We start from the raw sequence: 11897 nt of genomic DNA, 5'->3' as shown, positions 1-11897 counted from the left end.
CCCGCCGTGATGCTCTACGAATCCCCTTCTCTCCGCCGGACCTCCCGATGGCCTCGATCGACCTCACCGCTTCCGCCACGAGCCTGCGCGCCGATCTGCTGGCCCGCCGCTTCAGCGCCAGTGACCTGCTGGAAGCGACCTTCGCCCGCATCGACGCTCTGAATCCCAGCCTCAACGCCGTCGTCGCGCAGGATCGCGACGCCGCGCGCGCGATGGCAGCGGAGTCGGACCGGCGCATCGCCGCCGGTGAGGCCCGCCCGCTCGAAGGCCTGCCGATCACGATCAAGGACGCTTTCGACGTCGCCGGCCTGCCCTCCTCCGGCGGCCTGCCCGCCTATAAGGAGCGCATCCCGCAGGAGGATGCCGCCGCCGTCGCCCGCCTGCGCGCAGCCGGCGCGGTCATTCTCGGCAAGACCATGGTCCCGGTCTTCTCAGGCGATTTCCAGAGCTACAATCCCGCCCATGGCGTGACCAACAACCCGTGGAACCCCGACTATTCGCCCGGCGGCTCCTCGGGCGGGGCAGCGGTCGCTGTCGCCACTGGAATGAGCGCTTTTGAGCTCGGCTCCGATCTCGGTTCCTCGATTCGTTGGCCGGCGCAGGCCTGCGGCGTCTTCGGGCTGAAGACCAGCTGGGGCCTGGTCTCGACCTGGGGGCTGATCCCGCCGCCGCCGGAGCGGCGCACCTTGCGCAATGCCGACCTCGTCGTCGCCGGCCCGATCACCCGCGCGACCGAGGACCTCGATTTGATCCTGCCGGTGCTGACCGGGCCACGCGATCCCAACGTTGCCGGCGCCGCCCTGCCCGCCCCGCGCAAGACGGAGGCGAAGGGCCTGCGCGTCGCGATCTGGGCGCAGGAGCCGTTCGCACCGGTGACGAAAGAGGTCTCCGACACCGTGCGCGAAGCCGGCCGGCGCCTCGCCGAAGCCGGTGCGATCGTCGACGAAACCGCCCGTCCCGGCTTCCGCTTCAGCGAGGCCTACGAGGTCTACGCGCTGCTCAACCACGCCGTCGTCGCCTATGGCCTGCCGCCGAAGGTCCGCGCCCGCATCCAGGCGCAAGCCGCGAAATTTGCGCCGGGCGACCTCTCGCATCAGGCGCTGCAGGCCCGTGGCGCCCGGATGACGCCCGGCCTCTACCAGCAGCTCCACCAGCGCCGCCTCGCGCTGAAACGGCAGTGGGGCCGGTTCTTCCAGGGTTACGATGTGCTGCTCTGCCCGCCCGCGCCGGTCGCAAGCCAGAAGCACGACCATCTGCCCGATTTCCATGCCCGCCGGCTCGACATCGACGGGGTGGAGCGGCCCTATCTCGACTTCCTGTGCTGGGCGAGCCTCGCGACCGGCGCCGATCTGCCCTCGCTGAGCACGCCGGTCGGGCTCTCGCAGGCCGGCTTGCCGGCCGGCGTGCAGGTCATCGCGCCCTTCGGCGAGGACCGGACGGCGATCGCGGTCGGCGCGATGCTGGAGAAGCTGGGCGGCGGCTATCGCGTGCCGCCGGTCGCGACTGTCTAGCCCTTCAGCCAATCCGCCAGCGACGGTCGGCGGTTGCCGTCGCGCCCGACCGTCTCCGGTGCCGCCAGCATCGCGTTCAGCACCGCCTCCTGCGTCGCCTCGGCCGCGGTGCGGAAGGCCAAGTCGATCCGGTTTTCGTTGAGCACCGTCAGCGGGACGAGATCGGCCTTGTCGTGGTGCGCAATCCGCGAGGCGGTCGAGAAGGCGATGGCGATGTCGCCGCTGCCATTGCCCCAGAAGGCGCCGAGCCGCGCCAGCCCCGCGCCACAGCGCCGGGCGATGCGCGTCAGCTGCCGGCTCTCCAATGGCAGGTCGGTCGCCAGGATGATGATGACCGAACCGCGCTCCGGCGGCTGGACCTGACTCGCGGCCGGCGGCACCGGATGGCGCCCGTCCGGCAGCACGAGGTCGCCGGCATTGCCGAAATTCGCCTGCACCAGCACGCCGACAGTGAATCTGCGACCGTCGAGTTCGATCAGGCGCGAGGCCGTGCCGATGCCGCCCTTGAAGCCGAAGGCGCTCATACCGGTACCCGCGCCGACCGCCCCCTCCTCGACCGGCCCGCCGCTCGCCGCATCGAGTGCCGCTTCCGCATCGGCGACCGTCAGGCGCCGCGCTCGGATGTCGGAGAGGAAACCGTCATTGCATTCGAGCACGAGCGAATTGACCGTGCCGGTGCTGCGGCCGATCTCGGGATTGCCGGCGAGCGCCCGTCCGACCAGCGCCTCGATTCCGGTTGCAACCGAGAAGGTGTTGCCCAGCAGGAGCGGCGTCTCGATCTGGCCGAGCTCGGCGAGCTGCATCAGCCCGGCGCTCTTGCCGAAGCCGTTGATGACGTCGACGCCAGCCCTGACCTTCTCGCGGAAGAGGTTGCCCGGATGCGGCAGCACCGCAGTGAAGCCGGTGCGGACATCGCCCTCGCGGATCGTATGATGACCGACGGCGACGCCCGGCACATCGGTGATCGCATTGAGCGGGCCGGGCGGCAGCGTGCCGCAGACCAGGCCGTAATCGCGCGCCCGCTTGCTCAAAGGCATCTCCAGTTCCGCTTACACCGCCGCGTTGAACACGGCCTCGATGTTGTGGCCGTCGGGATCGACCACGAAGGCGGCATAATAATGCGGGCCGTAATGCGCCCGCAGCCCCGGCGCGCCATTGTCGCGTCCGCCGTGCTGCAGCGCCGCGCGATGGAATTCGTCGACGGCCTCGCGGCCGGGAGCGGCGAGGGCGACATGGAAGCCCGGCCCCGGCGGCCTCTGCCCGTCCGGACGGTGTTTCAGTGCCAGGGCGTCGCCGCCACCGGGAACGCCGTAGCCGACCGCCTGATTGGCCTCGCCCGGCCGAAGGTCGCTCCAGACCCGGACGTAACCGAGCGGCGCGAGCACGGCGTCGTAGAATGCCGTCGCGCGCTCGATGTCGGCCACGCCGAGGGACAGGTGATGCAGCATCGGCCGGCCAGGCTCGCTCACGCCGCGGCCTTGACCTTCGCCACCGTCACCCGCGGCCGGCCGCCGGCCAGTTCCTCGCGCAGCACCAGCCGCTCGTCGGCGGCGATCATTCCAAGCTGCACGTCATGGTCCGGCATGACGGCCGTCGCCGATTTGTTGAGGAAGACGATCACCGGGCGATTGCCGGCGGCGGCCCAGCGCCGCAGCTGGGAGAGATAGGGCTCCTTGCGCCAGGCCTGCGGCGCGCCGGGGTCGAGCTGGACGAAGAGCCATTTGGTCGCCGGGTCCATGGTCAGCACGAAGCGGGCTTTGTCCGGCTTCCATTCGGGGCCGAGGAAGGTCTGCGTCATCCAGAGGCAGAAGAAGGCGCGGCAATGGTCCGGCCGCATCGCATGGATGCCGCAGCCCCGGCCAGGCAGGCAGTGCTTGCACCAGCTGCCGGCGACGCTCTCGACCGCCGGCACATCATAGACCTTGCAGCACAGCGTGCAGCTGCCGCAGTCGCGGCCGGGGGCCGGCTGGTTCACCATGCGGGCGGGGTCGATCATGCAGGGTCTCTTCGAAAGGTCGCGGAACCATGCGCATCGCCATCGCGGCTGGCAAGCAGGTTTAGAAGCTCTCGAAGGAGGAAAGCCTTCCTTCGTGTCCCGCTTGACCCACCTTGTCATCTCGGGCGTAGCGAAGCGAAGACCCGGGATCCATGCCTGAACGGTTCCGGCATGGATCCCAGATCGGCGCCGCCATCGCGGCTTGTCCGGGATGACCGGGAGGCGTGGAATGAGCCGCCTCAAGATTCCGACGCGCAGCCCCTGCCCCGCGCCAGACTCTGCCCCGCCCTGCAGGAAAATCGCTCAGTGCTTGCGCGGGTCGCGGGCTATGCTCGCATAAACAACGCGTAAAAGCTGGAGCCGGGAATGCTGACCAACCTCGCCGTCCGCGACATCGAGACCCTCGTCCACCCCTACACGAATCTGGCGGTGCATCGCGAGGTCGGCCCGCTGGTGCTGGAGCGCGGCAAGGGCGTCTATGTCTACGACGTCTCCGGCAAGGACTATATCGAGGGCATGGCCGGGCTCTGGTGCACCTCGCTGGGCTATTCCAACGAGGAGCTCTGCGACGTTGCCTATGAGCAGCTGAAAAAGCTGCCCTTCACCCATATCTTCTCCGGCCGCAGCCACGACCCGGCGATCGAGCTGGCCGAGAAGCTGAAGGAGATCGCCCCGGTGCCGATCTCCAAGGTGTTCTACGGCGCCTCCGGCTCGGATGCGAACGACACCCAGGTCAAGCTGGTCTGGTACATGAACAATGCGCTCGGCCGGCCCAAGAAGAAGAAGATCATCTCGCGGCTGAAGGCCTATCATGGCGTCACCGTCGCCTCGGCCTCGCTGACCGGCCTGCCGGCCAACCACACCGATTTCGACCTGCCGCTCCCCGGCATCCTGCACACCTCCAGCCCGCACCATTATCGCTTCGCGCAACCCGGCGAGAGCGAGCTCGACTTCTCGGCGCGCCTTGCCGCAGAACTCGACGAGATGATCCAGCGCGAGGGTCCTGACACGGTCGCCGCCTTCATCGCCGAGCCGGTGATGGGCGCCGGCGGCGCGGTCACCCCGCCGGAAGGCTATTTCGAGGCGATCAACGCCGTCCTGGCGAAATACGACATCCTCTTCATCGCCGACGAGGTCATCACCGGCTTCGGCCGCACCGGCGAGATGTTCGGCACCACGACCTACAAGATGAAGGCCGACACCCTCTCCTGCGCCAAGGCGCTGACCTCGGCCTATTTCCCGCTCAGCGCCGTGCTGATCAACGAGCCGGTCTATGAGGTCCTCGTCGACCAGAGCAGGAAGATCGGCACCTTCGGCCACGGCAACACCTATGCCGGCCATCCGGTCGGCTGCGCCGTCGCGGTCAAGACGCTGGAGATTTACCAGCGCGACAAGATCATCGAGCATGTCCGCAAGGTCGCGCCGACCTTCCTGCAGCGCCTCGGCAAGCTCGCCGAGCACCCGCTGGTCGGCGAAGCCCGCGGCGTCGGCCTGATCGGCGGCGTCGAACTGGTCAAGGACAAAGCGAGCAAGGCGCAGTTCGAGGCCAAGAAGGGCGTGGCGGCCAAATCGGTTTCCTTCGCCCAGGACGAGGGCCTGATCCTGCGCGCCATGGGCGGCGATCGCGTCGCCTTCTGCCCGCCGCTGGTGATCACCGAGGCCGAGATCGGCGAGATGTTCGACCGCTACGAGCGGGCGCTCGCCAAGACGCTCGACTGGGTCAAGGCCGAAGGCCTGCTCGCGGGCTGAAGGCGAGCCCGGGAACCACGACGTCATGCTCGCCCTTGTGGCGAGCATCCACGTCTTGAACACCGTACTTGGTGAAGGAAGACGTGGATGGTCGGGACAAACCCGACCATGACGGGAAGGAACGGCCGCGACCGGTTTGAGCATGCCCGCCCGCGAAACTGTGCCAAAGCTGACCAAAGCCTCGGTGTGACACGAAAAATGTCACGACAATTTCAAAATGCCGCCGCCGGCCCGACCTGATCGGCAGCGACATTGCAGGTGCTGACGGCCAGGAACCGTCGGCGCCCACAACTGGAAACCGAGGATCATGTCTACGCATAAGCCGCGCCAACCCGCGCACCGTTCCGCCAGCTTCCATGATGCCAGCGCACGTGAGGCCTATGCATCGCGCTTCCGCCCGATCGCGATTCCTGCCATTGTCGCAGGAACCCGCTGGGCCCCGGCCGCGTTGACCTCGCAGCACAGGGACGTTCCGGCGCTCCTGCGCAACGGTTTCGAAGATTGATACGACGACCTCCGACAGAGACCCAGAATGCTTGACCGGCGCAGAGTTCTTCAAACTCTCGCCGGTCTTTTTCTGTCCGGCTTCGGGCTCGGCAGCTACGCCTATGCCTGGGAGCCAGCCCACCAGGATGTGACCCGCTACAGGCTCCGGCCTGCCCGCTGGCCTGACGGCAAGCGGCTGCGTCTCGCCGTTCTCAGCGATCTCCATGTCGGCAGCGGGCATATGCCGGTTTCGCGCGTCGGCGCGATCGTCGACCAGACCAACCTGCTGAAACCGGATCTCGTCCTCCTGCTCGGCGATTTCGTCGCCAGCCGCGACTGGCGTCCCGGTGATCCGCGACCGGCCGAATGGGCGGCGGAGCTCGCCCGTTTGCAGGCGCCGAACGGCTGCTTTGCCGTGCTCGGCAATCACGATTGGTGGCATGACGAGCGCGCCCAGAGCGCGCGCCGCGGCCCGACACTGGCTGGCGCGGCGCTGACGGCGGTTGGCATTGCGGTGCTGGAAAACCAGGCGCTCAAGCTCGATACCGCGGCCGGGCCAGTCTGGCTCGCCGGGCTCGGCGATCAATGGGCCTTCCCGCGCTGGCTGCAGCCGCCGGGAGTGCGCAGGGCCCATCGCGGCATCGACGACCTCGCCGGCACGCTCGCAATGGTTACCGACGATGCGCCCGTGATCCTGATGGCGCATGAGCCCGACATCTTCGCAAGCACGCCGGCGCGCATCGCGCTCACACTCTCCGGCCACACCCATGGTGGTCAGGTCAGGCTGTTCGGCTGGTCGCCGGTGGTGCCGTCGCGCTACGGCAACCGCTACGCCTATGGCCATATCGTCGAGAACGGCCGCAACCTGATCGTCACGGCCGGGCTCGGCGTCAGCAGCAAGATGCCGCTACGGCTGGGCGCGCCGCCGGAGATCGTCCTGATCGAACTGGGATGACGGCGACGCCTTAGATCACCGCGCGTCCAATAGGACGCGATAACGGTGATCTATCTCATTGTTGTAGCATCGGATTTTTCCGAAAAGTGGACTCCACTTTTCGGTCAATGCTATGGCGTCGCCTCAGCGAACGATGACCTTCCCGCCGACCTGGGCGCGGTTGTAGAGGTCGATCGCGTCGATATTGCGCATCCGGATGCAGCCGGACGAGGCCGAGCGGCCGATCGTCTCCGGCTCGTTGGTGCCGTGAATGCGGTAGAGCGTGTCCTTGCCGTTCTGGTAGAGATAGAGGGCGCGGGCGCCGAGCGGGTTCTCCGGCCCGCCCTCCATGCCGCCGGCGCGCGGCGCCAGATGCGGCCAGCGCGCGATCATCTCGGCCGGCGGCGTCCAGCGCGGCCACTCGGCCTTGCGCTGCATCACCGCGGTGCCGGTCCAGCCGAAAGCCTCGTCGCCGGTCGCGACGCCATAGCGGATCGCCTTCTTGTTTGGCAGGACGAAGTAGAGGAACTTTTCGGTGGTATCGACGATGATCGTACCAGGCTCTTCGCCGGTCGGATCGTTGATCTCGTAAGGCAGATGCGTGATCTGCGTCTCGAAATTCGGGACGAGCGCCATGTATTCGGCATCACGCGCCGAGAGCGAAGGCGCATGCACGGTCTTGTACTGGCAGGCGCCGAGAAGAACCGACAGGCCGAGCACCGCAACGAAAGTCTGCTTCATGGGTTCCACCGCCGACACCGAAACGGTGCTCGTTATGATGAATGCTTCGTTAAAAAACGGTGACCCGACAAGGCACGGCCCGGGTCGAACACAAGCTGGTCTTACGGCGCAAATGACTCGCAGGCAATGAAGTTCAGCATAGCCTCTGGCGTCTTGCTGCATTGCAGTGACAATATGGTCACGCTTGCGGCCTACTCCGTTCGGCCCGCTTCGTGACTTCGGAGACCTGCGCGTGACGACGCTGCTGATCAGCCATCCTTCCAGCCTTCGCCATGTCACGCCGCCGGGCCATCCCGAGCGCGCCGACCGCATCCGCGCCGTCGAGCAGGCCCTGGAGGATGAGCGATTCGCGCTGCTGCAGCGCGTCGAGGCCCCGGAAGGCACGCTCGCCCAGGTCGAGCTCTGCCACCCCGCCGCCTATGCGCGGGCGATCGCCGAAGCTTCGCCGCAGCAAGGCCTCGTCCAGATCGACGCTGACACGATCATGTCGCCGGGCACACTCTCGGCGGTGCTGCACGGCGTCGGCGGCGCCGTCCATGCCGTCGATGAGGTCATGACCCGGCGCGCCAGCAACGCCTTCAGCGCCATGCGGCCGCCCGGCCACCATGCCGAAAGCGACAAGGCGATGGGCTTCTGCTTCTTCAACAACGCCGCCATCGCTGCCCGCCATGCGCAGAAGGCCCATGGCGCCGAGCGCGTCGCCATCGTCGACTGGGACGTCCATCACGGCAACGGCACGCAGGAGATCTTCTGGGGCGACGCCAGCGTGCTCTACGCCTCGACCCACGAGATGCCGCTCTATCCCGGCACAGGGGCTCCATCGGAGCGCGGCGAGCACGGCACGATCGTCAATGCCCCCTTGCGGGCAGGCGACGGCACCGATGTCTTCCGCGACGCCTTCGAGAGCGCGATCCTGCCCCGGCTCGAGGACTTCCGCCCCGACCTAGTGATCATCTCGGCAGGCTTCGACGCGCATTGGCGGGACCCGCTCGCCAACATCAACCTGAAGGAAGCGGACTTCACCTGGGCGACGCAGAAGCTGATGGAGATCGCCGACCGCCATGCCGGTGGCCGCGTCGTCTCGCTCCTGGAGGGCGGCTACGACCTCGAGGGCCTCTCGAAATCCACAGCCGCCCACGTCACCGCGCTGATGCGGGGGTGAGGCGAACTGCCGGCTGGCGAATGATCACACCGTCTTTCCGGGGCTTCGCGCAGCGAAGAGCCCGGAACCCAGAACCGATGCGGCCTCCGAAGAAGCGCGAACATCGCCGCCTTATCGAGAAGGGACATGGGTTCTGGGTTCCGGGCTCGGGCCTACGGCCCGCCCCGGAAAGACGGCGCCTCATTCCAGCGGCGCGGTCTCGGCGATCTCGATGCCGAAACCGGAGAGGCCGACGAAGGCGCGGGTCGAGGAGGCCAGATTGACGATCGAGGCAACGCCGAGATCGCGCAGGATCTGGGCGCCGAGGCCGACCTCGCGCCATTGCTGCGAGCGCAGTGCGTCCGAGCCCTCCTCGTCCTCGACGCTCTTGATCGGCACGCCGGCCGAGCCGTCGCGCAGATAGACCAGCACGCCCTTGCCCTCCTGCTGGAAGCGGCGCAGCACGCACTGGATCGAGGAGGCCCCGCCGAGCACGTCGGCGACGACATTGGCGCGGTGCAAACGGGCCGGCACCTTCTCGCCATCGCCGAGCTTGCCCATGACGAAGGCGAAATGCTGGGTGTCGTCGAAGGGCGTCACATAGACATGGCCGGTCATCTCACCGAACTCGGTCTTGACCGGGAAGGAGTGCACGCGCTCGACCAACTTCTCGCGCGCCTGGCGATAGGCGATCAGGTCGGCGACCGTGATCTGCTTGAGATTGTGCTTCTGGGCGAAGGCGGTGATCTGCGCGCCCTTCATCACTGTGCCGTCATCGTTGGCGAGCTCGCAGATCACCCCGACCGGCGGCAGCTCGGCGAGCTTGCAGAGATCGACGGCGGCCTCGGTATGGCCGGAGCGCATCAGCACGCCGCCATCCTTGGCGATCAGCGGGAAGACATGGCCCGGCCGGACGAAATCGGCGGCGCCCATATTGCCGTTGGCGAGCGCCCTGACCGTATTGGTGCGCTGCTCGGCCGAGATGCCGGTGGTCAACCCGTGCTTGACGTCGACGGTGATGGTGAAGGCGGTGCCGAGCGGGGCATCGTTCGACGAGACCATCGGATCGAGCCGCAGGCGGCGTGCCTCGTTCGCCGTCAGCGGCGCGCAGACGATGCCGCAGGTGTTGCGGATGATGAAGGCCATCTTCTCCGGCGTGCAGAGCGAGGCGGCGACGATGAGATCGCCCTCGTTTTCGCGGTCATCGTCATCGGTGACGATCACGATCTCGCCGCGCGCGAAGGCTTCGACGGTCTCGGCGACATTGCTTGCGGTCATGGCAGCCTCGCGTGGGCTCTGCAGGCCCAGAAAGTCGTTGGGGGTGACGGCGCCGCCGGTCGCGGCGGTAATGCGCTCGGCGCTCTCGCGCGAGATCCAGGCAGTGGGATCGTTGCAGAGCGCAGTGACGCTGGCCGGCGACAGGCCGACCTGCCGCGCAAAGGCGCTGCGGCCGGTCTTGGTTTGCTGGAGCCAGATGTCGAGCTTCATGAGGCGAAGCTAATACGGCTTCGCTTCATTCGCAATGAAGGCTGGCAAATTTTTCAGTGATACTGAAATGACGGGCTCCGGCCAGCCTCTCCGTCATGCTCGGGCTTGACCCGAGCATCTCAGGCCGGGTGGGGCTCCGGTCGGTGTCTTCTCGTCATGAGATTCTCGGGTCTGCGCTTCGCTTCGCCCGAGAATGACGCCTGTCGTCACTGCCCGAACGGCCAGCGCGGCTCCACCACCCCGACCTGCGCGCGATGGCGTAGGAACTGGTCGGCGAGCACGCAGGCAACCATGGCTTCGCCGACCGGCACGGCGCGGATGCCGACGCAGGGATCGTGGCGGCCCTTGGTGAACATCTCGGTCTCGCCGCCGGTGCGGTTCACCGTGGCCCGCGGCGAAAGGATCGACGAGGTCGGCTTGACCGCGAAGCGCGCGACGATCGGCTGACCGGTCGAGATGCCGCCGAGGACGCCGCCGGCATGGTTCGACAGGAAGAGCGGCTTGCCGTCATTGCCGGCGCGCATCTCGTCGGCGTTCTCCTCGCCGGAAAGCTCGGCGGCAGCGAAACCATCGCCGATCTCGACGCCCTTGACCGCATTGATGCTCATCAGCGCCGAGGCGATCTCGGCGTCGAGCTTGCCGTAGATCGGCGCGCCCAGGCCGGCCGGCACGCCCTCGGCGACGATCTCCAGCACCGCTCCGATCGAGGAGCCGGATTTGCGGATGCCATCGAGATAATCGGCAAAGCGCTCGGCCGCCTTGGCATCCGGGCAGAAGAACGGGTTGTTGCCCACCTCGTCCCAGTCCCAGTTGCCGCGATCGATCTTGTGCGGCCCCATCTGGACGAGGGCGCCGCGCACGATCATGCCCGGCACGACCTTGCGGGCGATCGCCCCGGCCGCGACGCGCATCGCCGTCTCGCGCGCCGAGGAGCGGCCGCCGCCGCGATAGTCGCGAATGCCGTATTTCACGTCATAGGTGAAATCGGCATGGCCGGGCCGGTACTTGTCCTTGATCTCGGAATAGTCCTTCGAGCGCTGGTCGACATTGTCGATCATCAGTCCGATCGACGTGCCGGTTGTGACCTGCTCGCCATCAGCCTCCCGCGCGAACACACCGGAGATGATCCGAACCTGGTCCGGCTCCTGGCGCTGCGTCGTATAGCGCGACTGGCCGGGCCGGCGCTTGTCGAGGTCGCGCTGGATCTCGGCCTCGCTCAGCGGGATCAGCGGCGGGCAGCCATCGACGACGCAGCCGATCGCGGGCCCATGGCTCTCGCCGAAGGTGGTGACGCGGAAGAGATGGCCGAAGGTGTTGTGGGACATGAGAGCCTGACACGGTGACGCGTCAGGCTCTTAGCCGCATTTCGGCGCAGGCGGAACCCGCCGTGCTCCGGCTCACTTCACGTCGATGATGAAATCACGGCTACGCGTTTCACGGCCACCGGCATCATTCGTGATCGAATCGTATTTGAGCGTGAACTTGTCCTGCCCCCTGAAACCGGGGTTCGGCGTGTAGAGCGAGATGCGGTAGTCGATCAGCCTGCCGTCGCAGCGGTTGCCGGGAAGCTTCAGCGGCAGCCGGTGCAGGCCATGCGTCACCTTGCCGTGCTTCGGCTCGACCCAGAGGCTGGGCTCCGGCGGCTCCCAGGTTTCGCAGCTGTTGAATGTATAATTGCCTGCCGCGGCCGCGACGACGGGCTTTCCGGCCGTGGTGGTGCGGGTGATGGTTTCATTGCAGCCGCCCAATAGGACTGCTGTCGTCGCAAGTGCGGCAAGAAGCCTGGTCGTCATGGTATCCCCCAGCCCGAGATGGGCCGGGACAGCTACTGCACTCAAGGGTTGCAGAACA

General features: G+C 67.2%; 11 protein-coding genes. 4 read left to right on the top strand and 7 right to left on the bottom strand.

Annotated features, from left to right (window positions below):
* Positions 1–47 precede the first annotated feature (47 nt).
* A complete protein-coding gene (locus AC07O0_RS22045; protein ID WP_494625812.1) occupies positions 48–1511 on the top strand; it encodes an amidase family protein in 1464 nt (487 codons plus the stop codon).
* On the opposite strand, the gene AC07O0_RS22040 is transcribed toward AC07O0_RS22045, so the two are convergent.
* Genes AC07O0_RS22040 through AC07O0_RS22030 form a run of 3 tightly spaced genes read right to left on the bottom strand, consistent with a single transcriptional unit; the run spans position 1508 to position 3507 of the window.
* Positions 1508–2542, bottom strand: coding sequence for a DmpA family aminopeptidase (locus tag AC07O0_RS22040; RefSeq protein ID WP_494625874.1), 1035 nt, complete (start codon positions 2540–2542; stop codon positions 1508–1510). The genes AC07O0_RS22045 and AC07O0_RS22040 overlap by 4 nt on opposite strands.
* A gap of 18 nt (positions 2543–2560) precedes the next feature.
* Positions 2561–2959: a VOC family protein gene (locus AC07O0_RS22035; RefSeq protein ID WP_494625873.1), complete on the bottom strand. Its 399-nt coding sequence runs from the start codon at positions 2957–2959 to the stop codon at positions 2561–2563.
* A gap of 17 nt (positions 2960–2976) precedes the next feature.
* Positions 2977–3507 (bottom strand): RING finger protein, encoded by a 531-nt coding sequence (locus AC07O0_RS22030; RefSeq protein WP_494625811.1) that lies wholly within the window; start codon positions 3505–3507, stop codon positions 2977–2979.
* Between the two features lie 366 nt (positions 3508–3873).
* On the opposite strand from AC07O0_RS22030, the gene AC07O0_RS22025 reads away from it, so the two are divergent.
* Complete coding sequence (locus tag AC07O0_RS22025; RefSeq protein WP_494625810.1) at positions 3874–5256, top strand: aminotransferase; 1383 nt, start codon at positions 3874–3876, stop codon at positions 5254–5256.
* Between the two features lie 532 nt (positions 5257–5788).
* Complete coding sequence (locus AC07O0_RS22020) at positions 5789–6697, top strand: metallophosphoesterase (protein ID WP_494625809.1); 909 nt, start codon at positions 5789–5791, stop codon at positions 6695–6697.
* Between the two features lie 123 nt (positions 6698–6820).
* Here AC07O0_RS22020 and AC07O0_RS22015 read toward each other — a convergent pair whose 3' ends face one another.
* Positions 6821–7417, bottom strand: a complete 597-nt coding sequence (locus tag AC07O0_RS22015) for a L,D-transpeptidase (RefSeq protein ID WP_494625808.1) — start codon at positions 7415–7417, stop codon at positions 6821–6823.
* A 232-nt stretch (positions 7418–7649) separates the two neighbouring features.
* On the opposite strand from AC07O0_RS22015, the gene AC07O0_RS22010 reads away from it, so the two are divergent.
* Positions 7650–8579: a histone deacetylase family protein gene (locus tag AC07O0_RS22010; RefSeq protein ID WP_494625807.1), complete on the top strand. Its 930-nt coding sequence runs from the start codon at positions 7650–7652 to the stop codon at positions 8577–8579.
* Between the two features lie 180 nt (positions 8580–8759).
* Here AC07O0_RS22010 and ribB read toward each other — a convergent pair whose 3' ends face one another.
* The 3 genes from ribB to AC07O0_RS21995 form a co-directional block, all read right to left on the bottom strand.
* The gene (ribB, locus tag AC07O0_RS22005) at positions 8760–10046 is read right to left on the bottom strand and encodes a 3,4-dihydroxy-2-butanone-4-phosphate synthase (protein ID WP_494625806.1); all 1287 of its coding nucleotides are present in this window, start codon (positions 10044–10046) and stop codon (positions 8760–8762) included.
* Positions 10047–10252: 206 nt separating this feature from the next.
* On the bottom strand, positions 10253–11371 hold the full coding sequence (gene aroC / locus AC07O0_RS22000; protein ID WP_494625805.1) for a chorismate synthase: 1119 nt from the start codon (positions 11369–11371) through the stop codon (positions 10253–10255).
* Between the two features lie 72 nt (positions 11372–11443).
* Positions 11444–11839, bottom strand: a complete 396-nt coding sequence (locus AC07O0_RS21995) for a hypothetical protein (protein WP_494625804.1) — start codon at positions 11837–11839, stop codon at positions 11444–11446.
* Positions 11840–11897 lie beyond the last annotated feature (58 nt).

It is taken from the genome of Allobosea sp. GW821-FHT10B12, assembly GCF_059415545.1.
Note: the sequence above shows the minus strand (reverse complement) of the source record. Positions and strands in the feature narration are given on the sequence as shown.

Bases quoted from the DNA above. Each gene is read 5' to 3' on its own strand.
- AC07O0_RS22020 (WP_494625809.1), top strand. From the start codon at position 5,789: ATGCTTGACCGGCGCAGAGTTCTTCAAACTCTCGCCGGTCTTTTTCTG.
- AC07O0_RS22045 (WP_494625812.1), top strand. From the start codon at position 48: ATGGCCTCGATCGACCTCACCGCTTCCGCCACGAGCCTGCGCGCCGAT.
- AC07O0_RS22015 (WP_494625808.1), bottom strand. From the start codon at position 7,417: ATGAAGCAGACTTTCGTTGCGGTGCTCGGCCTGTCGGTTCTTCTCGGC.
- AC07O0_RS21995 (WP_494625804.1), bottom strand. From the start codon at position 11,839: ATGACGACCAGGCTTCTTGCCGCACTTGCGACGACAGCAGTCCTATTG.
- AC07O0_RS22030 (WP_494625811.1), bottom strand. From the start codon at position 3,507: ATGATCGACCCCGCCCGCATGGTGAACCAGCCGGCCCCCGGCCGCGAC.
- aroC (WP_494625805.1), bottom strand. From the start codon at position 11,371: ATGTCCCACAACACCTTCGGCCATCTCTTCCGCGTCACCACCTTCGGC.
- AC07O0_RS22035 (WP_494625873.1), bottom strand. From the start codon at position 2,959: ATGCTGCATCACCTGTCCCTCGGCGTGGCCGACATCGAGCGCGCGACG.
- AC07O0_RS22025 (WP_494625810.1), top strand. From the start codon at position 3,874: ATGCTGACCAACCTCGCCGTCCGCGACATCGAGACCCTCGTCCACCCC.
- ribB (WP_494625806.1), bottom strand. From the start codon at position 10,046: ATGAAGCTCGACATCTGGCTCCAGCAAACCAAGACCGGCCGCAGCGCC.